At 68.8% G+C, this 20,776-nt stretch carries 17 protein-coding genes and 1 tRNA gene; 8 read left to right on the top strand and 10 right to left on the bottom strand.

The annotated features are described in order from the left end of the window. A partial coding sequence (locus tag ACZ6Z4_RS33775; protein ID WP_465574286.1) for a hypothetical protein occupies nt 1-209 on the top strand: 209 nt, incomplete at its 5' end. Nucleotides 210-458: 249 nt separating this feature from the next. Then, nucleotides 459-531, top strand: a tRNA-Ala gene (locus ACZ6Z4_RS33770). A 191-nt stretch (nt 532-722) separates the two neighbouring features. Here the strand turns inward: ACZ6Z4_RS33770 and ACZ6Z4_RS33765 are convergent. The 3 genes from ACZ6Z4_RS33765 to ACZ6Z4_RS33755 form a co-directional block, all read right to left on the bottom strand. Next, entirely contained in the window at nt 723-2,018 is a 1,296-nt protein-coding gene (locus tag ACZ6Z4_RS33765; protein WP_465574283.1) for a hypothetical protein, read from the bottom strand. A gap of 170 nt (nt 2,019-2,188) precedes the next feature. Further along, on the bottom strand, nt 2,189-3,034 hold the full coding sequence (locus tag ACZ6Z4_RS33760; RefSeq protein ID WP_465574280.1) for a DUF6602 domain-containing protein: 846 nt from the start codon (nt 3,032-3,034) through the stop codon (nt 2,189-2,191). A 25-nt stretch (nt 3,035-3,059) separates the two neighbouring features. Further along, nucleotides 3,060-3,674 carry a hypothetical protein gene (locus ACZ6Z4_RS33755; protein ID WP_465574277.1) on the bottom strand — a complete coding sequence of 205 codons (615 nt, stop codon included), beginning with the start codon at nt 3,672-3,674 and terminating at the stop codon, nt 3,060-3,062. Nucleotides 3,675-3,784: 110 nt separating this feature from the next. On the opposite strand from ACZ6Z4_RS33755, the gene ACZ6Z4_RS33750 reads away from it, so the two are divergent. Both ACZ6Z4_RS33750 and ACZ6Z4_RS33745 read left to right on the top strand, forming a co-directional pair. Beyond that, nucleotides 3,785-4,405: a DUF998 domain-containing protein gene (locus ACZ6Z4_RS33750; RefSeq protein WP_465574272.1), complete on the top strand. Its 621-nt coding sequence runs from the start codon at nt 3,785-3,787 to the stop codon at nt 4,403-4,405. 12 nt (nt 4,406-4,417) lie between these two features. Then, entirely contained in the window at nt 4,418-7,591 is a 3,174-nt protein-coding gene (locus ACZ6Z4_RS33745; protein ID WP_465574267.1) for a BTAD domain-containing putative transcriptional regulator, read from the top strand. Here ACZ6Z4_RS33745 and ACZ6Z4_RS33740 read toward each other — a convergent pair. Together ACZ6Z4_RS33740 and ACZ6Z4_RS33735 are read right to left on the bottom strand one after the other, a co-directional pair. Then, a complete protein-coding gene (locus tag ACZ6Z4_RS33740; protein WP_465574263.1) occupies nt 7,575-8,324 on the bottom strand; it encodes an ABC transporter permease in 750 nt (249 codons plus the stop codon). The two genes, ACZ6Z4_RS33745 and ACZ6Z4_RS33740, sit on opposite strands and share 17 nt — an antisense overlap. Beyond that, nucleotides 8,321-9,253: an ATP-binding cassette domain-containing protein gene (locus ACZ6Z4_RS33735; protein WP_465574260.1), complete on the bottom strand. Its 933-nt coding sequence runs from the start codon at nt 9,251-9,253 to the stop codon at nt 8,321-8,323. The genes ACZ6Z4_RS33740 and ACZ6Z4_RS33735 overlap by 4 nt, the downstream gene beginning before the upstream one ends. Nucleotides 9,254-9,323: 70 nt before the next feature. Between ACZ6Z4_RS33735 and ACZ6Z4_RS33730 the strand changes: the two genes are divergently transcribed. After that, a complete protein-coding gene (locus ACZ6Z4_RS33730) occupies nt 9,324-10,094 on the top strand; it encodes an endonuclease/exonuclease/phosphatase family protein (protein WP_465574256.1) in 771 nt (256 codons plus the stop codon). A 156-nt stretch (nt 10,095-10,250) separates the two neighbouring features. Here ACZ6Z4_RS33730 and ACZ6Z4_RS33725 read toward each other — a convergent pair whose 3' ends face one another. The 3 genes from ACZ6Z4_RS33725 to helR all read right to left on the bottom strand — a co-directional run bounded on the left by ACZ6Z4_RS33725 (nt 10,251) and on the right by helR (nt 14,287). Then, on the bottom strand, nt 10,251-11,501 hold the full coding sequence (locus tag ACZ6Z4_RS33725) for an RNA polymerase sigma factor (protein WP_465574253.1): 1,251 nt from the start codon (nt 11,499-11,501) through the stop codon (nt 10,251-10,253). A gap of 133 nt (nt 11,502-11,634) precedes the next feature. Then, nucleotides 11,635-12,051 (bottom strand): YciI family protein, encoded by a 417-nt coding sequence (locus ACZ6Z4_RS33720; protein ID WP_465574250.1) that lies wholly within the window; start codon nt 12,049-12,051, stop codon nt 11,635-11,637. A gap of 94 nt (nt 12,052-12,145) precedes the next feature. After that, entirely contained in the window at nt 12,146-14,287 is a 2,142-nt protein-coding gene (gene helR / locus ACZ6Z4_RS33715) for an RNA polymerase recycling motor ATPase HelR (RefSeq protein ID WP_465574248.1), read from the bottom strand. 151 nt (nt 14,288-14,438) lie between these two features. Here helR and ACZ6Z4_RS33710 point away from each other — a divergent pair, with 151 nt between their 5' ends. Both ACZ6Z4_RS33710 and ACZ6Z4_RS33705 read left to right on the top strand, forming a co-directional pair. Further along, the gene (locus tag ACZ6Z4_RS33710; RefSeq protein ID WP_465574245.1) at nt 14,439-15,221 is read left to right on the top strand and encodes a methyltransferase domain-containing protein; all 783 of its coding nucleotides are present in this window, start codon (nt 14,439-14,441) and stop codon (nt 15,219-15,221) included. Nucleotides 15,222-15,231: 10 nt separating this feature from the next. Further along, complete coding sequence (locus tag ACZ6Z4_RS33705) at nt 15,232-15,945, top strand: transporter substrate-binding domain-containing protein (protein ID WP_465574242.1); 714 nt, start codon at nt 15,232-15,234, stop codon at nt 15,943-15,945. Nucleotides 15,946-16,002: 57 nt separating this feature from the next. Here the strand turns inward: ACZ6Z4_RS33705 and ACZ6Z4_RS33700 are convergent, their stop codons facing one another. Both ACZ6Z4_RS33700 and ACZ6Z4_RS33695 read right to left on the bottom strand, forming a co-directional pair. After that, a complete protein-coding gene (locus ACZ6Z4_RS33700) occupies nt 16,003-18,066 on the bottom strand; it encodes a PQQ-dependent sugar dehydrogenase (protein WP_465574239.1) in 2,064 nt (687 codons plus the stop codon). Between the two features lie 144 nt (nt 18,067-18,210). Beyond that, nucleotides 18,211-19,593, bottom strand: coding sequence for an FAD-dependent oxidoreductase (locus ACZ6Z4_RS33695; protein ID WP_465574236.1), 1,383 nt, complete (start codon nt 19,591-19,593; stop codon nt 18,211-18,213). Between the two features lie 72 nt (nt 19,594-19,665). Between ACZ6Z4_RS33695 and ACZ6Z4_RS33690 the strand changes: the two genes are divergently transcribed. Beyond that, nucleotides 19,666-20,601 (top strand): AraC family transcriptional regulator, encoded by a 936-nt coding sequence (locus tag ACZ6Z4_RS33690; RefSeq protein WP_465574233.1) that lies wholly within the window; start codon nt 19,666-19,668, stop codon nt 20,599-20,601. Nucleotides 20,602-20,776: the final 175 nt, after the last annotated feature.

Below are 20,776 nucleotides of genomic sequence, written 5' to 3'. Positions count from 1 at the left end.
AGCCTGTACGCCGACCAGCCTGTACGCCGACCAGCCTGTACGCCGACCAGCCTGTACGCCGACCAGCCTGTACGCCGACCAGCCTGTACGCCGACCAGCCTGTACGCCGACCAGCCTGTACGCCGACCAGCCTGTACGCCGACCAACCTCGAGGAGGACGGATGGCTGCACCAACTGGTCGCTGGCGAATCATGGCGGCGACGAGTTGACCTTCCGCGCAACCCAATGGCCGGACCTGGCGGACTGGCGGATCTGCACCACTCACCAACCCGACCCGTTCGCGGACGACCCGCCGACGATCGATGCCCAAGGCGGACTTGGTGAGTGGTGCAGATCCGCCCTCGCCGCAACTGTGACTCACCATCACAGCCCGTGTTCCTCATCACCCAGGCCCCCGCCCGGAACCGATTTTTCTTCCAGGCCCCTCATCCGCTAAGCTTTCCGAGTCGCAAGGACGCGGGGCTTTGGCGCAGTTGGTAGCGCGCTTCCATGGCATGGAAGAGGTCAGGGGTTCGAATCCCCTAAGCTCCACACACAGCAAGGCCGGTCACCCAGGTGACCGGCCTTTTGCGTTGTCCGAGCTGGTGGGCAGCGAGTAGGCGTAGGTCGTGATCAGGATGAAGGTGATTGGCCGGCGCCCGCGCGGTGCACACGTGAGCTTGGGCGGCAGATGTCGGGGTGAGCTGGGCGGGCTGGCCACGGTTCGCACATGAGCGCCATTCTCAGTCGGTAGCGCGCCACTCCAGGGGTGTTGGCTCGGTGAGATCGTCGGTCCAGGAATCGCTTTCGCCAGGGAATCCGGTTGGGGGCCGATCTCCGGCGTAGTACGAGCGGTTCGGAGGCGGGCCAGCAGCGCCGATGCCGAAGACGAACCCCGTGATCGTCTCTCTCCATGTGTACCAGGCTTGACCGTCGCTGCGAACGACCATTCGAACGTTGTGCGGGACCGGAAGGCCTTTGAAAGCCTCGAAGAGGTCCAGCAGATCCGATCGGTAGCGAGAGTCTTTGTTGTGCCAACCCATCTGGGCGCTGTGCAGGCGGAACAGGGCGTCGCGTGTCGCTGTGAACTCGCGGCGATCAAGTCTGGTGCCGTCCTCTCGGGTGCCCTGCACTCCGGCGTACCGTTCCAGTCGCGCGTTCTGAATATCGGCATCGTCTTGTGCGTGAATCCATCGGGTTCTGAAATCGCAGGCGATCGCTCGCGCATCGGCGTACGTATCCGTGTAGAGGAGTTCCCGGGTTACGTTGGCTTTCCGGGTGAGCGCATCGACCATGCGCAGGTTGCCGCCCATGGTCAGCATGATGGCTGTCCTTGACGAGAGCTTCAGCTTCCGATTGTCGCCGCGCGCCTTCATGAGGGGCCAGAGTTGTCCGTAGGTCAGCCAGTACGCCAGAGCGTAGACGATGGGCAGAACGGCGAGTGGCATCCAGATCGAGAACGCGAAGACCTGCGCCACGTCGCGCCATGGGATCTGATCCCATCGTCGAACGATTCCCAGGATCGTGAAGAACAGCAACGCGATCCCTTGCAGCACGAGAATTCTCTCGAATGTTTTGTGGCCGGGCTTGCCCTTCGTCGTCACGCTCAGCCCAGCGAACAGGGCCCCAATCGGTACGAGTGTCATCTCGATCCAAAAAGGGAACGTGTAGACCTCGTTCAACCAGAATTCCATGAATGCTGTTATGCCAATTGCGCCGAGTGCAGAATTGCGGAAGAAGTGCTCTTCTTTTGCTACGTTCGATGCCGAGAGGCAGATGCCGAAGCCAGAGAACACGAGCCAAAAGATTGCATCTTTAAGCATTCCCGGGTTCCAGAATCCGAGTTTGCTCGCAACGTAGACTGCTAGCGCAACCCAGGCGATGAATGACCCGAAGAAGAAAACCAGTACGGATGTGAAAACTTGTCGCAGGAGGGTGCGGACGGTCGACCGTGCGCTCGATGATGCAACGAGAGCCCCGATGAGTAGCACCGCTATCCAGATCACCAAAGCTGCTTCACGCGTCGTCAGAGGACCCATCAGATACCTACTTGATCACGGGACGTGGTGTCGCTGGTTGTCGGTACTGCAGATCTCTGTCTGTCGGTGCCGGGTCGACACAGGGGACGGTCGGACCTGGGACGCACCAGCCCCAGCGGAGGTTGCACGCTCTGCTCCGTTTGATCTCTTGTCTGACCCGCTTGGACGGATCACTCCTGGGCGATCAGGGGATGGTCGGCGAGAGGCTGACCGTCGAGGGTCCATCTCCGGGCTTTGCCTTGGCTTACGCCGTACAGGCCGACGGATGCGAAGTAGGCAGCGAACGGTCGCAGCCAGGGGTCGTCGCCGGCGAGGGTTTGCAGCAGACAAGTGAGGAACCGGCCGACCGGCTCCGGGGTCTCTTCCGACGGGTCCGGTCCCATGTACCCGCCGAGGATGTGTGGGGGATAGAGGTCGTCGAAGTACATGCGGGCTTGAGTCATGTTCCAGGTGCCCAGGTCGGCGACGCACAGGAAGTCGAGGCACTCCCACGGGTCCTGGACGAGATCTTGATCCGCGGTGCGTAGCAGTCGGCCGATGGTCTCGGTTGCAGGGCTCTTCTTGGCTGGGACTTGAGCTGAGTGGGCCAAGAGGCCGAATGCGATGCGGCCGTTGACCGAGTTGTCGGGGCGCCCGAGCTGGGCGATCGCGGCAGCCGTTGCCACCGCCTTGCGGATGTGGGGCGGCCGTAACGTGGTTTTGCATTCAAAGGCTGCCAGGACTCCGGCGGCAAGGTACAGCTTCTTGTTGATCAGCCCGCGGGGGTAGGAGGGGCTCAGGACCAGAACGTCGACCTGCGGACTCGTCTGACCGTCGGATGCCAGGATCCTCCCTTTCGTCACAACGTGGTGGGTCGAGGGCAACCATCTCCGGAGGAGCTCGGCCCAGTTCTCCTCGCCCTGGTCTCCTGCTGTGCCCGGATCCTCGCGGGCTCGGACATAGATTCGCTGGTACTCCGAGGTCATCTCCTCTGCTGCTTGGCGGACGAAGTCGACCAGGTCGTGTCCAGATGTCATTTCGGTAGTCTCCTCGCCTCGACCATCAGCGGCGAACTTCTGGACCGTGGCCGCGCCGCGCCAAGGAAACGGTGTACGTCGTGATGAAGGTGAGCGTCACGAGTTCGCCGGCGTCCTCGATCAAGGGCAGGGACGCGGTGGAGAAAGTGGCGGCCAGCAGGTCGATGCCGATGGAGAAGAAGGCCCAGGTGAGTAGGAGGAGGGCGAGTTTTCGGTCGGTACGGCGGGTTGGTGGGGAGCCTCGGTGGTAGCTGGTGATGAGGAGGGCCAGGAGGGGGACTGCGGCGGCTAGGAGGATTGCCAGTTCGCCTAGGTCTTCGGTGCGGAGGCCGTGGAGGAGGTGGCGGTTGGGGTCGTCGATGAGGCGGATCAGGCCTTCGCCGAAGAACTCGTGGAGGCGGAGGACGTCGTCTAGGAGGAGGTAGGTGAAGACGACGGCCCAGGCGTGTCGGTGGGCGCGGAGGAGGAAGAGGACTGTGGCTAGGAGTTTCAGGTACGTGACGAACTCGGGGACGCTGTAGTCGCGGGAGATGTTGAGGGCCGGTACGTCGGGCGCTGCGAGCAGGTGGAGGGCGATCAGGAGCGCGTCGATGGTGAGCAGGAGGCCCAGCATCGGTTGTCGCTGCGAATCGGGGGTCACTTGAGCAGCATGCCTTGAAGAGGGCGCGAAAGGTGTCGATTCGAGGGGTGGTTGTTCGACCTTCTGGTGCGGGCGGTCAAGGGGGCCGTCGTACGGCGAAGGGATGAACGATGTCTACTGCAACGATCACGGACTCCAAGCTCACCGCGCTTGCGGTGGCGGGGCCGTTGTGGGCTGTTGTCGCGTTGGGGCAGGCGGCGACGCGGGAAGGGTTTGATCTGACGCGGCATCCGTTGAGCATGTTGTCGGCGGGGGCGGTCGGGTGGGTGCAGATCGCCAACTTCGTGGTCGCTGGGGTCTTGGCGATCGTCGGGGCGCGGGCGATCAAACAAGTAGTGCCGGGCAAGTGGGCGGCGCGCTGGGTGACGGTGTACGGCGTGGGGTATGTGCTCGCGGGGGTGTTCGTGCTCGATGCGGGGGACGGGTTTCCGGCGGGGACGCCGGTGGGGGCGCCGGCTTCGATCAGTTGGCATGCGATTGCGCATCTGCTCGCGGGGACGGTTGCGTTTGTGGCGTTGACGGCGGTGCTGATTGTGCTGGGGCGGTTCTTTGCTCGGCGGGGTGAGCGGGGGTGGGCCTGGACGGCGCGGGGTGGGGCTGCCGCGGTGGTGGTGGCGGATGTTGCGTCGATGGTTGGGGTGCCTGCGGCGTCTGCGGTGCTGGCGGCGGGGGTGATTTCGGCGATGGTGATTCTGTCGCTGGTGGCGGTCAAGCTCGGCACTCGTGCGTGACAAGATCAGCGGGTGCAGATCGGGATGCTGGGGCCGTTCGAGGTGCGGGTCGCGGGTGAGGTCGCCGACGTGCCGGGGGCTCGGTTGCGGGGGGTGTTGATCGCGCTCGCGTTGCGGCCGGGGCAGGTGGTGCCGAAGGGGGTGCTGGTCGACTGGGTGTGGGGAGAGAATCCGCCGGCTGAGGCGGGGAACGCGTTGCAGCGGTTGGTTTCGCGGTTGCGGAAGGTGTTGCCGGAGGGCGTGGTCGAGGGGCATCCGGAGGGGTATCGGCTGCGGGTTGCTCCGGACGATGTGGATGCCGTGGCGTTCGAGGGACTGGTGGCTCGGGCGCGGCAGAGCGGTGACCTCGGGGTGTTGCAGGAGGCGCTCGGGCTGTGGCGTGGGGCGGCGATGCAGGACGTGGGGTTGCAGGAGAGTTCGGCGTACGACGCTGCGGTTGTGAGGCTGGAAGGGCTTCGGCTGGGGGCGTTGGAGGAGTGGTACGACGCGGAGGTGCGGCTCGGGCGGGGGGCTGGGCTGGTTACTGAGCTGAGTGATCTGGTGGCGCTGCATCCGGTGCGGGAGCGGTTCGTGGCGGCGTTGATGCGGGCGCTGGCGGCGGCTGGGCGGAACGCTGAGGCGTTGCAGGTGTTCGAGCGGACTCGGCAGGCGCTGGGCGATGAGCTCGGGGTGGATCCTTCGGCGGAGTTGTCGGCGGTGCATGTGGCGTTGCTGCGGGGGGAGGTTGGGCGGGCGCCGGAGGAGCGGAGGACGAATCTTCGGGCGGAGTTGAGTAGTTACGTCGGGAAGGAAGACGACGTTGAGAAGGTCCGGGAGCTGACCACCGCGCACAGGCTGACCACGCTCGTGGGGCCAGGCGGTGCGGGGAAGACGAGACTGGCCAGCGAAACTGCTCGGTCGTTGGTTGAACAGTTTCCTGACGGTGTGTGGATGGTTGAGCTGGCGCCCGTTGGCATCGACAGCGATGTTGCTCAGGCAACGCTGACCGCGCTCAAGCTGCGCGACGGGCTGCTCAACGAGCCCTCCGAGCTTGAACCGACCGAGCGGTTCGTGAACGCCTTTCGCGACCGGGAGGCGCTGCTGATTCTCGACAACTGCGAGCACGTGATCGAGTCGGCCGCCGCGTTCGCACACCGCGTGCTGGGCGAGTGCCACCGGCTGCGGATCATTGCGACCAGTCGCGAAGCGCTCGGGATCACCGGGGAGGCGCTGTGGCGGGTGTTGCCGTTGGCGCTGCCGGCCGACGACGCGGACGCGCAGACGATTGAGGGCTCGGCTGCTGTTCAGCTGTTGCGGGACCGAGCAGGTGCCGTGGGCAAGGAGCTGGACGATCCGCAGACGATGGCTCGGGTCTGCCGGGCGCTCGACGGGATGCCGCTCGCGATCGAGCTGGCGGCGGCGCGGTTGCGGACGATGACGCTCGACCAGCTCGCGGACCGGCTGGATGACATCTTGCGGTTGCTCACCGGCGGGAGTCGTACGGCGCTGCCGCGGCAGCGCACGCTGAGGGCGGTGATCGACTGGAGCTGGGAGTTGCTCAGCCAGGAAGAGCGGAAGGTCCTGCGGAGGCTCGCGGTGTTCTCCGGCGGCGCGAGTCTGGAGGCCGCCGAGCGAGTGTGCGCCGACGAGGCCAACGTCGAGGCGACCGACCGGGCAAATGCCGACGACGCAAGCGTCGAGGCGACCGAGCGGGCGAGCACCGTCGAGCCCTGGCAGGTCGAGGAGTTGCTCACGGCCCTCACCGAGAAGTCGCTGGTCGTTGCCGACAGCGACAAGTACCGGTTGCTCGGGACAATCAAGGAGTACGGCGCGCAGCGCCTCGCCGAGGCGGGCGAAGACACGAAAGCCCGGCACGCCCACCTCAGCTACTTCATCGACCTCGCCGAGCAGGCCGCGCCGTACCTGCGTCGCAGAGAGCAGCTGGAGTGGCTTGCCACCCTCGCGGCCGATCACGACAACCTCAGCGCGGCGATGCGCGGCGCGATCGCCGCCCAGGAAGCCCAGCAAGCGATGCGACTCGCCGCCGCGGCCGGGCTGTACTGGTGGCTCAGCGGCAACAAGGCCGAGGGCAACGAACTCGTGATGGCCGCGACCAGGACGCCCGGTGAGGTCGCAGACGAGACCCGCGCGATGGTCTACGTCCTGGTCGTCACCTTCCTCAACACGGGCCCCGGCGACGAGCACCACGCCGAGGAGTGGATCCACGACGCGTACGAGATCAGTCAGCGCACCGCGCTCGTCGATCCGGTGCTCGCGCTGATCGCGCCGCTCGAGCACATGCTCAGGGCACCCGGCGACATCCTGTCCGCGTGGGAGCCGATGCTCGGCAGCGCTGACCCGTGGGTGCGCGCGATGGGCCGGCTGCAGCTCGGCAAGATGCGGATCGTGCTCGGCCAGGGCGGGTTCGAGGCCGACGCGCAGCTCGAGCTGGCGGTCACCGAGTTCCGGGCGATCGGCGAGCGGTTCGGGACGTCGTTCGCGATCACCGAGCTGGCCGAGCGGATCGCTGTTCGCGGCGAGTTCGCCCGGGCCTGTGAGTACTACGACGAGGCGGTTGCCGTCGTCACCGAGCTCGGGTCCGTCGACGACGCGATCCGGATGCGCTCGCGCCAGGCGCAGCTGTACTGGCTGCTCGGCCGGTCGGAGGCCGCCGAGACCGCGATGGCCGAGGCCCAGCGGTTCGCCGATCGGGTGAACTGGCCCGGATCGCTGGCGATGCTCGCGCTCTCGAAGGCCGAGCTGGCGCGCTGGGCCGGCGACGCCGACGAGGCGCACCGCCAGGTCCGGTACGTCGGCCAACTGCTCGGCGACGAGGCCGAGCAGCCCCACGTCAGCGCGACCACCGAGACCCTGCTCGGCTACCTCGCCGACGACCTCGGCGAGGCCCAACAGCACTTCGCGAAGGCTTGCCAAGCGGCGACCGCCTCCGGCCACGCCCCCGTGATCGCGACCGTCCTCGTCGGCCTGGCCGACCTCGCGCTGCGCCGTGGCCAGCACTACCTCGCCGTACGGTTGCTGGCGGCAAGTACCGCCGTACGGGGTCTGCCGGACCGGTCGCTGCCCGACGAGGCGAGGATCGAGCAGGCAGCGCGAAGCCGCCTCGGCGACGGTCGGTACGCCGAGGCGGCTCAGGAGGGCCGGGAGACCAGCTGGGATCAGCTGGTCGCGATCACGCTCGCTTCTTGAAGGTGGCCGACGCCCACAGGTAGCCGACCAGGGCGATCCCGACGCACCAGGCGACGGCGGTCAGCGCGTCACCGGTCTGCGGGTTGCCGTTCAGCAGCCCGCGCAGCGTCTCGATGATCGGCGTGAACGGCTGGTACTGCGCGAACTGCTTGATCCCCGGCCCCATCTTGTCGGCCGGCACGATCGCGCTGCTGAAGAACGGCAGCATGATCAGCGGTACGGCGGCGAACGCGGCCGTCTCCGGCGACTTCGAGGCCAGGCCGAGCGCGACCGTCAGCCAGCCGGTCGCGAACCCGAGCAGCAGGATCAGGCCGATCACCCCGAGCCAGTCCACGAAGCTCGCGGCCGGGCGGAACCCGAGCGCGAACGCGACGCCGACCAGGGCGACGATCGCGATCACGTTGGTCAGCACGCTGGCCACGACCTTGCCGGTCAGGACGGCGTCGCGCGGCACGTCCATCACCTTGAACCGGTTGATGATGCCCTTGGTCATGTCGGAGTTCACCGCGACGGCGGTGCCGCCGAGGCCGTAGCAGATCGCCAGCAGCATCATGCCCGGCGTCGCGTAGTTGATGTAGTCGACGCCGACGCTGAACGCGTCACCGAGCACGTAGACGAACATGAACAGCATCACGACCGGCATCAGGACGGCGTTGAAGACGGTGGTCGGGTTGCGGGCGATGTGCCGGAAGTCGCGGCGCAGCATCACCAGCGCGGGGGACTTGGTGCTCATGATGCGACTACCTCCGTGGTGTGGCCGGTCAGGGCGAGGAAAACGTCGTCGAGGTCGGGGGTGTGCACCGAGAACTCCTCGGCGCTGAGCGCGTACTCGTCGAGCCGGTCGAGCACCCCGCGCAACGACTTGGTGCCGCCGTCGCTGGGCACCCGCAGCGTGAGCGTCTCGTCGTCGCGGGTCGCGTCGGGGAAGAGGCCCGCGGCCGACTCCAGCTCGGCGACGGTGCCGAAGCGGAGCCGGACGTGCGTCCCGGGGAGCTGCCGCTTCAGCTCGTCAGGGGTGCCCTGGGCAACGATCCGGCCCTGGTCGAGGACCGCGATCCGGTCGGCCAGCTGGTCGGCCTCCTCCAGGTACTGCGTGGTGAGGAACACCGTGACGCCGTCGGCGACCAGCTCGCGGATGATCGTCCACATCGTCCGCCGCGACCGCGGGTCCAGCCCGGTGGTCGGCTCGTCGAGGAAGATGATCCGCGGGTTCCCGACCAGCGTCATCGCCAGGTCGAGCTTGCGCCGCATCCCACCCGAGTACGTCGACGCCGGCTTGCGCGCGGACTCGGTCAGCTCGAACCGCTCCAGCAGCGCCGCGACCATCGAGGCGTCGGCCGAGCGGGTCAGGTCGACCATCAGCTGCAGGTTCTCCTCGCCGGTCAGCAGCTCGTCGACCGCAGCGAACTGCCCGGTGACGCCGATCGCGGCCCGGACCGCCCGGGCGTCGGTGGCGACGTCGTACCCGGCGACCGTCGCCGTGCCGCCGTCGGCCTGCATCAGCGTCGTCAGCAGGTGCACCGTCGTCGTCTTGCCCGCGCCGTTCGGGCCGAGCAGGGAGAAGATCGTCCCGGCCGGCACCTCCAGGTCGATGCCGTCCAGCACGACCTTGTCCTTGAACGCCTTCCGCAACCCGGAAACCGCAATCGCTGTGCTTGTCATGCGAGAAGCTTCCGGCGAGCACCGGACACCGCCCTGACACCGGACTGACACGGCTAGGGTGGCTGCTGACATGCTGACCCTCGCGACGCTCAACACCCGTGGCCTGCCGCTGCCCGGGACCAGGATCGAGGAGCGGTTCGCGGCGATCGCCGCCGAGTTCGACTCGGGCGACGCGGACGTGGTCTGCCTGCAGGAGGTCTACACCTACCGGCTGCTCACCCTGCTCCGGCAGGGGCTGCGGTCGTTCCCGTACGCCGCCTACCGCCGCTCGTTCTCCGGACCGGCCGGTGGGTTGGTCGTCTTCTCACGACTGCCGATCAGCAGTACGACGTACCGGCGGTTGCCGGGATGGTCGAGAGGAACGATTCCCCTGCGAGCACGGGTGAACGCGCTGCACTGCGGGGTGCTCGGCGTCCAGGTCGCCGGATGCCGGGTCTACACGACTCATCCGGCCGCCAACACCGACGGCGACTGGTCGGAGCAGAACCGCTTCCGCCCGCTGCAGGCCGCCCAGTTCAACGCGCTCGCGACGATCGTGGGCGGAGATCCGGCGATCGTCTGCGGCGACTTCAACCTCCCGTCGTCGAGCACGCTGCACGCCGACCTGCTGCGGCGGACCGGGCTGCGCGACGCGTTCCAAGGCGACTGCCCGCCGACCTTCCACGCCGAGTTCCTGCCCGCGGGCCGGCCGGCGCACTGCATCGACTTCGTCCTGGTCAGCCCGTCGATCAGCGTCCGGACCAAGAAGCTGATGTTCGCGAGCAGCGGCCCGGAGTACGTCTCGGACCATCTCGGCTTACAGGTGACTACTGAGCTTCCTGCCGCCGGACCATCTCGTTGATCCAGGCCGGGGCGTACGGCGAGGTGCAGTTCGGGGGCGTCGGATAGGGCCCTCGGGCGACTTCACGCCGTGGTCGTCGCCGTGCTCTCGTTCACCGCGCGGATCTTCGGGTCCTCGAGCGCGGCCAGCTCGGTCAGCAGGGCGGGCACGGTTTCGTCAGGCACCTGAGGTCTCCTGTTCTGCGGCGAGTTGTTCCAAGGTGGCACGTTCGGCCTCGTTCGTGCAGTGCTCCGCCGCGTGAAGATAGGCGTCGCGGGCGTCCGCAGGGCGGTCGAGACGCGCCAGCAGACCGGCGCGTACGGCGTACAGGAGGTGCGACTTGCCCAGTACGCCGTCCGCGAGGTCGTCGACCAGCGCCAGCCCGGCGGCCGGGCCGGACGACATGCCGACCGCGGCGGCGTGGTTGAGGTCGACGACCGGGGACGGCGCGAGCTGGCGCAGCCCCTCGTACAGGGCGACGATGCGCGGCCAGTTGGTCTCGTCGACCGAGACGGCGGTGGCGTGGCACTCGGCGATCGCGGCCTGGAGGCCGTAGTACCCGAGGCCGCGGCCGACGGCGACGGCCTTCGCCAAAGCAGCGCGGCCGCGGCGGATCGCGGACTGGTCCCAGAGGTGGCGGTCCTGGTCCTCGAGCAGGACCGGGCGGCCGTCGGCGTCGACGCGGGCCGGGAAGCGCGCGGCGGTCAGCTCCATCAGCGCGAGCAGGCTCTGCGCTTCGTGCTCGGGCGTCAGGCGGGCGATGCTGCGGGCGAGCCGCAACGCCTCCTGCGCGAGATCGGTGCGGATCAGGGAGTCGCCGTGCGAGGCCGACGAGCCCTCGGTGAAGATCAGGTAGACCACGTTCAGCACCGAGCTGAGCCGCGCCGGGCGCTCGGCGGGTTCCGGTACGGCGAACGGGATCTGCGCCGCGGCGATCGACTTCTTCGCGCGGGTGATCCGGGCCTGCACGGTCGGGACCGGGACGAGCAGCGACTTCGCGATCTCGTCGGTGGTCAGACCGCCGACGACGCGCAGGGTGAGCGCGACCCGCGACTCCTTGGCCAGGATCGGGTGGCAGGAGGTGAAGATCAGCGCGAGCATGTCGTCGTCGATCGCGTCCGGGTCGAACAGGACGTCGGCGCCGGGCGTCGTGTCGTCGAGATCGCGGGCCAGTACGGCGTACCGCTCGTCGGCGCCCGCCCGCCGCCGGAACGCGTCGATCGCGCGCCGGCGGCCGACGGCGGTCAGCCAGTTCGCGGGCTTGTCCGGGATGCCGCTGGTCGACCAGCTGACCAGCGCCTCGGCGAGGGCCTCCTGGGCGACGTCCTCGGCGAGCGCGAAGTCGTGGGTGTAGCGGGCGAGCGCGCCGACGATGCGCGCGGACTCGCTCCGCCAGACCGCCTCGACGACGCGCCGGGCCTCACTCACGCCCGGCCCCGGTCGTACCGACCCTCATGCCGAGCCTCGGCAGGCCGATCCTCATGCCGAGCCTCGGCAGGCCGATCATGCCGAGCCTCGGCAGGCCGAGGTTCGTGCCGGGCCCGTGTCGTGGGGGACAGCCTCACAGCTGCCCGGTCGACTCGCGCCACTTGCGCTCGCTCTGGATCCACGGGTTGTCCTGCGGCAGCTCGTCGATCCGGGTCACCCGGCGGACCTCGATCTTCGAGTGCTGCGTGTACGGCATCCGCCGGGCCCACTCGACCGCCTCCTGCTGCGAGGAGACCTCCAGGATGTAGTAGCCGGTGAACAGCTCCTTCGTCTCGCCGTACGGGCCGTCGGAGACGACCGGCGTCTCACCGGTGAAGTCGACGACCACGCTCTCCTCGGGGTCGAGGCCTTCGGCGGCCAGCAGCACGCCGGCCCGGATCAGCTCGTCGTTGTACTTCCCGATCGTCGACACGATCTCGTTGAAGTCGAGATCGGCGAACAGCGCGTAGTTCTCGTCGGTCGGCCGCATGATCAGCATGTACTTGGTCATCGTCAGTCTTCCTCTCAGGTGGTGCGAGGGGGCCCCTCGCCACCCACAGGTCGAACGGTGCACGCACCGATCGACAGCATGCCCGAGAAAAGTTTCACCCGGTCAGGACGACGAGCTGCTGGGTCGCCCGCGTCATCGCGACGTACCGGTCGACGGCACCCTCGACCCCCGCCCCGAAAGCCTCCGGATTCACCAGGACGACGAGGTCGAACTCGAGGCCCTTGGCCAGCACCGGCGTCAGCGAACGGGCGGTCCCCTCGTACGACGGGTCGCCGATCACGCAGGCCGTGGAGTCGGGATGCTGCGCGGTCCAGTCGGCGATCACCGTGTCCAGGGAGTCGATGCTCCCGTGCACGACCGGCAGCCCGCTGTCGCGGATCGAGGTCGGCACGTTCGCGTCCGGCAGCACCGCGCGGATCACCGGCTCGGCCTCGGTCATGATCTCCGACGGTGTCCGGTAGTTCACCGTGAGCCCGGCCAGCTCGACCCGGTCGAGGCCGACGCGCCGCAGCCGCTCCTCCCACGACTCGGTGAACCCGTGCCGGGCCTGCGCCCGGTCGCCGACGATCGTGAAGCTGCGCGACGGGTTGCGCAGCAGCAGCATCTGCCACTCGGCGTCGGTCAGTTCCTGCGCCTCGTCGACGACGATGTGCGCGAACGGCCCGGCCAGCTCGTCGGGGTCCGGCGTCGGCAGCGCGCCCTCGTCGATCAGCGCCTCCTGGAGATCGCCGTGGACCAGGCTCTGGACGAGTCCTTCGCCGTCGTCGGCCTGGCGGAGCCGGTCGATCACCTCGGACATCCGCTCGCGCTCCGCCGCGGCGACCGCACGCTGGCGGCGCTTCCGCCGCGACGACTCGGGGTCGCCGAGCCGCTGCCGGGCCGCGTCGAGCAGCGGCAGGTCGGCCACCGTCCACGCGTACGGGTCGTCGCGCTGCAGCAGCTTCACCTCGTCGGGCTCCAGCCAGGGCGCGCAACGGCGCAGGTACGCCGGGACCGACCACAGGTCGGCGACCAGGTCGGTCGGCTCGATCAGCGGCCAGGCCCGGTCGAACGTGTCGCGCAGCGTCTCGTTGCGCTGCAGCGCCCGGCGTACCTGGTCGAGCGAGATCTCCTCGTCGTCCTCATCGAGCTTGTCCAGCAGGATCGTCAGCAGCTCGTCCCAGGCCTGGTCGCGGCCCTCGTTGTGCGGCGTACCGGCGTCGACCGAGCCGAACGCCTCGGCCCAGTCGGCGACGCTGAGGTAGAGGTCCGCCCACTCGGTCTCGACGACGAGCGGCTTGGTCGGCGGCTCCTCGTAGAGCGCGGCGGCCGGCTCAATCGCGCCGACCATCTGAGCGGTCGACTTGAGCCGCAGGGCATCCGGATCGGTTTCCGGACCGGCGGCCGCACCTTCGGGCAGCAAGTCCCGGAGCGTGCAGGTCTGGACGCCCTCCTCGCCGAGGCTCGGAAGCACGTCGGAGACGTAGGCCAGGTACGGCTGGTGCGGGCCGATGAACAGTACGCCGCCCCGCCGCTGCTCCAGCCGCGGATCGGAGTACAGCAGGTACGCCGACCGGTGCAGCGCCACGACGGTCTTGCCGGTGCCCGGCCCGCCGTCGACGACGAGCGCGCCGCGCGAGCTGGCCCGGATGATCGCGTCCTGGTCGGACTGGATGGTGCCGAGCACGTCGCGCATCCGGTCCGAGCGGTTGCTGCCCAGGCTCGCGATGAACGCCGACTGGTCGTCGAGCGCCGCCGCGTGCCCGGTGAAGGCGTCGGCGGTGAACACCTCGTCCCAGTAGTCGCTGATCCGGCCGCGGGTCCAGCGGTAGCGGCGGCGGAAGACCAGATCCATCGGCTGCGCGTGGGTCGCGCCGAAGAACGGCTCGGCCGCGGGGGAGCGCCAGTCGATCAGCAGCCGGCGGCCGTCGGTGTCGGTCAGACCCAGGCGGCCGACGTACACGGGTTCGCCGTCGGAGGCGACCATGTGGCCGAGGCAGAGATCGAGGCCGAAGCGGCGCAACGTCCGCAACCGCGAGGTCAGCCGGTGGATCTCCAGGTCGCGGTCCAGAGCTTCCTGGCCGGTGCCGCCGGGGGACTTGCGGATCTCCTCCAGCCGCTGGGTGAGGTCGGTGACGGATTTCTCCAGGCTCGCGGCGATCGCCGCGAAGTGCTGCTCGTCGCGCGCGATCAGCTCCGGGTCGTCCTTGGCGGGGTGGCCGGCGAGGTCGAAGGCGCTGGTCGTTCCCACAGACATGGGGCTCCGTTTCGTCCGAAATTGTGGTTCGGTCGACGATTGTGAGCCCTCCCCGGGGCCTTGCGGCAAGTCCCCCTGTGCGCTATAAATTGGTTGTGGCAAGGAAAACATTTCCTTGCCGCTTTTTTGTGCCCGCTGCTGTGATGGTCCGGTGAGCGACCAGGGATATCTGCTCGACAACCAGCAGGACGAGGCCGGACGCCGGTTCGCGGCGCTGTCGGAGCTGTTCGACCCGGTGACGTTCCGGCACCTCGCGGCGACCGGTGTGAGCGCGGGGTGGAGCTGCTGGGAGGTCGGCGCCGGCGGGCCCGGCGTACCGGAGTGGCTGGCGGAGCGGGTCGGGGCGACCGGGCGGGTCGTTGCCACGGACATCGATACGGCGTGGATGCCGGGCGGTGCGGCGTACGACGTACTGCGGCACGACGTCGGAGCCGATGCCGCGCCGGGGGAGTTCGATCTGATCCACGCCCGGCTGGTGCTGACGCATGTGCCGGAGCGTGCGGCCGCGCTGGCTTCGATGGTGGGGGCGTTGAAGCCGGGTGGGTGGCTGGTGCTGGAGGACGCGGATCCGGCGTTGCAGCCGCTGATCTGCCCGGACGAATTCGGGCCCGCGCAGGAATTGGCGAATCGATTGCGGCGGGGGTTTCGGACGTTGATGGCCGAGCGGGGTGCGGAGCTGGCGTTCGGGCGGACGTTGCCGCGGTTGCTGCGCGAAGCGGGTTTGCATCAGGTCGAGGCCGATGCGTATTTCCCGATCACTTCACCCGCTGGTACGACGCTCGAAATCGCTACGGTGCAACAGATCCGGGACCGGTTGATCGCGGCTGAGCTGGCGACCTCGGAGGAGATCGAGGAGCATCTGCAGAATGTTGCTTCCGGCACGCTCGATCTCGCCACCGCACCGTTGATTTCCGCTTGGGGACGCCGGGGATAGAGTCGCGACCATGGCGATCGACGTACGTGACGACCTGGCTCCCACCGGCGTGCTGCGCGCCTCGATCAACCTGGGCAACCCGGTGCTCGCACAGGGCACGCCCGAGCAGCCCGGCGGCGTGACCGTCGACATCGCCCGCGAGCTCGCGCGCCGGCTGGAGGTCCCGGTCGAGTTCGTCTGCTTCACCGCCGCCAAGCAGTCCTTCGAGGCGCTCACCGACGGCCGCGCCGACGTCGGCTTCCTGGCGATCGAGCCCGCCCGCGCCGACCAGGTCGCGTTCACGCCGCCGTACGTGATCATCGAGGGCGTGTACGCCGTGCCCGACGGCTCGCCGATCACCACCCCGGCCGAGGCCGACCGCGCGGGCGTCAGGATCGGCGTCAAGGAGGGCTCGGCGTACGACCTGTTCCTCACCCGGACCCTGCGGCACGCGACGCTGATCCGCAGCTCCGAAGGCGTCGACGTCTTCCGCGACGAGCAGCTCGACGCCGGCGCGGGCATCCGCAAGCCGGTCGAGGAGTTCGTCGCCCGAACCCCCGGCACCCGCGTCGTCCCCGACCGCTTCATGGAGATCCGCCAGGCCGTCGCCACCCCCAAGCGCCACCCCGACACCACCATCTGGCTCGCCGACCAGATCGAGACCCTCAAGGCGACCGGCTTCGTCGCCGCCTCCCTCAAAGCCTCCGGCCGCCTCGACGCGACGGTCGCACCGGCCAGCGACTGAACAGGAGCCAAGGGTCCTTCCGAGGGCAGTTCGGAAGGACCCTTGGCTGTCAGGGGATCAGCCCGGGAACTTCAGGCGGACGATGTAGTTGTCGATGGTGTTCGGGGAGCCGCCGTTCATGTCGTTGTTCGTCGAGGTGAGCCAGAGGGCGCCGTCGGGGGTCTTGGTGATGCTGCGCAGGCGGCCCCAGCGGCCGGAGAAGAGGGCTTGGGGGGTGCCGACGCCGTTGCCGGCGGCGTTGATCTGGGTGACCCAGAGCTGGCGGCCGGTGACGCCGGCGACGTAGATCCAGTCGTTGACGATCTCGACGCCGCTCGGGCCGGCCTGGGACGTCGACCAGGTGCGCTTCGGGGCGATGTAGCCGCCGCAGTCGCCGATCGTTCCCTCGCAGGCGGGCCAGCCGTAGTTGCCGCCCTTCTGGACGAGGTTCAGTTCGTCCTGGCTGTTCTCGCCGAACTCGGCTGCCCAGAGCTGGCCGCGGGAGTCCCAGGCGAGGCCCTGCGGGTTGCGGAAGCCCAGGCCCCACACGTAGCGGGCGTTGCCGCCGGTGCTGAAGAACGGGTTGTCGGTCGGCGGGGTGCCGTCGGGGTTGATCCGCAGGATCTTGCCGTTCAGCGAGCCGCGGTTCTGCGAGTTGCCGGAGTTCTTCGCGTCGCCGACGGCGGCGTACAGCTTGCCGTCGGGGCCGAAGCGGATCCGGCCGCCGTTGTGGTACCGGTTCTTGGCCAGCCCGGTCAGCACCGGCGAGGACGTCGTCGCCAGCACGCCGTTCTCGTACTTCATCCGCACGATCCGGTTGTCGTTCGCGGCCGTGTGGTAGAGGTACACCCAGTGGTCGGTGCTGAAGTTCGGCGACAGCGCGAGGCCGAGCAACCCACCCTCACCGGTCGTCGTGACAGCGCCAGGGACCTTGCCCAGCACGGTTTTCTGCCCGGTCGACGAGACCAGCAGCAGCTCGAACCGATCCCGTTCGGTGACCAGTGCCGAGCCTGACCCGTCCGGCAGGAACGCGACGCTCCAGCCGAGGTCGACGCGCGCGATGTCCCGCTCGTACTCCGGGATGCCGCCGGTCCCACCACCGCTCGTCCGGACCGTCACCGCGTTGCTCGGCCCGGACGCGTTACCGTCGGGGTCGCGCGCCTTGACCGTGAACGTGTACTGCGTGTTGGCGGTCAGGTTGGTCGCCGTCGCGGTCAGCGAGCCGGTGCTCGAGACCAGCGTGCTGCCCTGGTACACGTCGTACCCGGCGACGCTGCCGCTGTTGTCGGTCGACGCGTTCCACGCCAGCGAGACGCTGTTCGCCGTGACGCCGGTCGAGCGCAGGTTGCCCGGCACGGTCGGCGGCTGCGTGTCACCGCTGACCGGCGTGGTGAACGTGACCACGTTGCTCTGCTGCGAAGCGTTGCCCGCGGCATCGAACGCCCCGACCGAGATGTCGTACGCCGTGTTGGAGGTGAGCGTGTCGACGGTCGCGGTGAGCGTGTTCGCGTCGACCACCTTGAGCACGTTGCCGCCGCGGTTGATCTCGTACCGGACCACGCCCACGTTGTCGCTCGCCGCCGACCAGCTGAAGGTCGCCGCGTTCGACTTGATGTTGCTGACTCCCAAGTTGCTCGGGGCACCGGGTGGCTGGGTGTCGTCGCTGGTCGGGTTCACCGTCAGCTTGTCGGCGTTCGGGCCGCCGTCGGCGGTGGTCGCGCGGGCGCGGATCTTGTTGCTCCCGGCCACCAGCGACAGCCGGACCGTCTTGGTCTGCCAGGTGGTCCAGGCACCGGTGCCGGGGAAGGTGATCCCGACCGCTCCGGTGACGCCGTTCACGGTGAAGTCGAGCGGCCGGGCGGCCGCCGTACCGTTGGCGTAGCGCAGGGTGACGTCGGCCGGGCCGGTGGCCGGGGACTGGACGGTCCACTCGACGTAGCTGCCGACCAGGTTGTCGAAGTTCACGAACCCCCGCCCGGTGAACCCGGCGTGGTTGGACTCGACCAGGCCTTGGGAGATCAGCGCGTCCTCGGCCTGGTAGTCGGTGGGCGCGGCAGCGGCCGGTGGGGTGGCGAGCGCGAGCGCGACGGCGAGCGCGGTCAGACCCGCGGTCGCCGTACGCCGGGCAGAACGAAGTCTCATCGGGGCGGTCTCCTGACTTCCTGGGGCGGGAGGAGCAGCAGGGGAGCCGAACATTGATAGGCAGGAATGTTTCCTAACTATCAGCGCTGATCACACCACCGGCGGAGAACCGCTGTCAAGACATCGGGAATGCGCTTGCCTGGATCAGTCCGAGCGGACCACCGCGCCGATCACGTCGTTGAACGCCTCGGTCGACGACGGATGGGTGAAGATCGAGCTCTGCAGCGCGCTCGCCGTCATGCCCTGCCGCATCGCCAGCGCGACCACGTTCACCAGCTCCTGCGCGTCGACGCTGAGCAGTGCCGCACCGAGGATCTGGTCGGTCTCCAGGTCGATCACGAACTTCATCGCGCCGCGGGTCTCCTCGACGATGTAGGCCCGCGGCATCGCGACGATATCGGCGACCGGCTGGAACCCGACCTTGATCCGGTACCCGGCCTCGCGAGCTGCCTTCTCGGTCAGCCCTACCGTCGCCAGCGGCGGCGATATGAACAGCGTCTGCGGTACGGCGACCCGGTCGGTGGTGGCGCGCTTGCCCTCGCCGATCAGCTGGTCGAGCACGATCCGGCTGTCGTCGAGGGAGATGTAGGTGAACTGCGGACCGCCGTTCACGTCACCGAGCGCGTAGATGTGCGGCTGGCTGGTCCGCAGGTGCTCGTCGACCTCGACCGCGCCGCCCGCCGTCATCCGTACGCCGGCCTTGGCGAGGTCGAGCGCGGCCGTCGCCGGGCGGCGCCCGGTCGCGGACAGGATCGCGTCGGCGGTCAGCGTGTGCTCGCGCCCGTCCTTCTCGTACACGACGGTGTCGTCGCCACGGATCTCCAGCACGCGAGCGCCCGGGACGATCCGGATCCCTTCGCCGGTCAGGATCTGCTCGGCGACCGCGGCGATGTCGTCGTCCTCGCGGCCCAGGATCCGCGACGAGGCCTCGAGGACCGTCACCTGCGACCCGAACCGCCGGTAGATCGAGGCGAACTCGATGCCCAGGTAGCCGCCGCCGATCACCACCAGCCGGTCGGGGAGATGGGTGGTGTGGATCAGGTCGACGTTCGTCATCGTCAGCGGGCTGTCCCGCAACCCCGGGAGGTCCGGGATCACCGGCTCCGAGCCGGTGTTGATCAGGATCGTCTCGCCGTGCACCTCGATCCGGCCGGCGCCGGTCTCGACCGCGACCGTGTGCGGGTCGGTGAACGACGCCTCGCCGGTGATCACGGTGATCGTCTCGGCGCCGTCGAGAGCCTCGAAGTTGCCGGCCCGGAACGCAGACGTGATCGCCTGCACCTCACCGACCGAGCGCTCGAACCACTCCTGCGGCTCGTCGCCGGGACGGCGCTTGCCGGAGCGGTGCACCAGCGCCTTGGTCGGCACGCAGCCGACGTTCGGGCAGGTGCCGCCGTACATCTGGTCGGAGCGCTCGATCAGGACGACGCGGCGCCCGAGGCGGCCCAGGGTGCCGGCGGCAATCTTGCCGCCCTTGCCGAAGCCGATCACGACGACGTCGGCCCGGAGCAGGTTCGTGGAGGTCATGGTCGCTAGTGTCGGCCGCTACGCTTGAGCCGTACCAGTCGATTCCTGCTCAGATTCCGGTCGTATCGTCTCATGGACTCCATCACGCACCTGATCGCGCTGGCCAAGCCGACCGCCGTCCTCGACAAGCGCTGCCTGCTCGCCGGCGCCACCGAGATGACGGTTCCGGCGTACGGCGAGCACGACGCCACCTTCCACCTGCTGCTCGACGGCGAGTGCACGCTGGAACTGGCCGACGGGTCGTACCCGCTGCGCGCCGGCGATGCGGTGATCCTGCCGGGCAGCCCGTCCCATGTCGTCCGCACCCCGCGCTCCGCCCCGGCAGAGCCGGGCGCGCCCCGGGGGAGCGCCTGGTGGCAGGGCGTCGCCGACACCCCAGGACCCGCCTTCGGCACCCTCCGCAGCGACCTCGGTGGCGACCCCGTGATCGACCTCTTCTGCGGCTACTACTCGCCAGGCTCCTGGGCCGGCGCCATGCTCTTCGGCAGCTTGCCCGACCCCCTGATCGTCTCCGTCGCCCCCGACGACGACGCCGTCCGCGCACTGGCGACGATGATGCGCACCGAAGCCGGCGCGGCCAACCCCGGCGCGGGCGCCATCCTGACCAGCCTCTGCGGCGCCCTGCTCGCGATGATCCTCCGCCGCGCGGGCCTCACCGGCGCCCCGCTCTGGACCGCCGCCGGCGATCCGCGGATCGCGGCCGCGATCGACGCCGTACTGCAGGATCCCGGCGCGGACTGGTCGGTCGAGCGGCTCGCCCGCCTGGCATCGATGTCGCGAGCCACCTTCGTCCGCCACTTCGGCCGGCACACCGGTACGACGGTGAACGGGTTCGTCACCCGGATCCGGATGATGGTCGCGGCCGATCTGCTCACCCGCGAGGACCTGACCGTCGCCACCGTCGCGGCCAAGGTCGGCTACCAGTCGGAGTCGGCGTTCGCCCGCGCGTTCCAGCAGGCCACCGGCCGGACCCCAGGCCGTTTCCGGCGCTCTGGCGCGACCCCGTAACATCTCTCGGGGTAGCCGAGCGGTTGTATCCGGTATACCATCGGTACCCAATAGAATAGTTTCAGGAGGGGAGTATTCCCCCCGAGTCCGGCGGACGTCGTACCGGACTCGCAACGGCAGTGTCGTCATCACGGAAGGCCTGGGCGGCCGACCCGGTGCTGCCGGTCCGGGCACG

This window comes from Kribbella sp. NPDC104740, assembly GCF_055583505.1.
Note: the sequence above shows the minus strand (reverse complement) of the source record. Positions and strands in the feature narration are given on the sequence as shown.

What these genes read in the sequence shown, in the direction of transcription:
- ACZ6Z4_RS33765 (WP_465574283.1), bottom strand. Translation starts at nt 2,018, where the DNA reads ATGGGTCCTCTGACGACGCGTGAAGCAGCTTTGGTGATCTGGATAGCG.
- ACZ6Z4_RS33760 (WP_465574280.1), bottom strand. Translation starts at nt 3,034, where the DNA reads ATGACATCTGGACACGACCTGGTCGACTTCGTCCGCCAAGCAGCAGAG.
- ACZ6Z4_RS33750 (WP_465574272.1), top strand. Translation starts at nt 3,785, where the DNA reads ATGTCTACTGCAACGATCACGGACTCCAAGCTCACCGCGCTTGCGGTG.
- ACZ6Z4_RS33740 (WP_465574263.1), bottom strand. Translation starts at nt 8,324, where the DNA reads ATGAGCACCAAGTCCCCCGCGCTGGTGATGCTGCGCCGCGACTTCCGG.
- ACZ6Z4_RS33735 (WP_465574260.1), bottom strand. Translation starts at nt 9,253, where the DNA reads ATGACAAGCACAGCGATTGCGGTTTCCGGGTTGCGGAAGGCGTTCAAG.
- ACZ6Z4_RS33730 (WP_465574256.1), top strand. Translation starts at nt 9,324, where the DNA reads ATGCTGACCCTCGCGACGCTCAACACCCGTGGCCTGCCGCTGCCCGGG.
- ACZ6Z4_RS33720 (WP_465574250.1), bottom strand. Translation starts at nt 12,051, where the DNA reads ATGACCAAGTACATGCTGATCATGCGGCCGACCGACGAGAACTACGCG.
- helR (WP_465574248.1), bottom strand. Translation starts at nt 14,287, where the DNA reads ATGTCTGTGGGAACGACCAGCGCCTTCGACCTCGCCGGCCACCCCGCC.
- ACZ6Z4_RS33705 (WP_465574242.1), top strand. Translation starts at nt 15,232, where the DNA reads ATGGCGATCGACGTACGTGACGACCTGGCTCCCACCGGCGTGCTGCGC.
- ACZ6Z4_RS33700 (WP_465574239.1), bottom strand. Translation starts at nt 18,066, where the DNA reads ATGAGACTTCGTTCTGCCCGGCGTACGGCGACCGCGGGTCTGACCGCG.
- ACZ6Z4_RS33695 (WP_465574236.1), bottom strand. Translation starts at nt 19,593, where the DNA reads ATGACCTCCACGAACCTGCTCCGGGCCGACGTCGTCGTGATCGGCTTC.
- ACZ6Z4_RS33690 (WP_465574233.1), top strand. Translation starts at nt 19,666, where the DNA reads ATGGACTCCATCACGCACCTGATCGCGCTGGCCAAGCCGACCGCCGTC.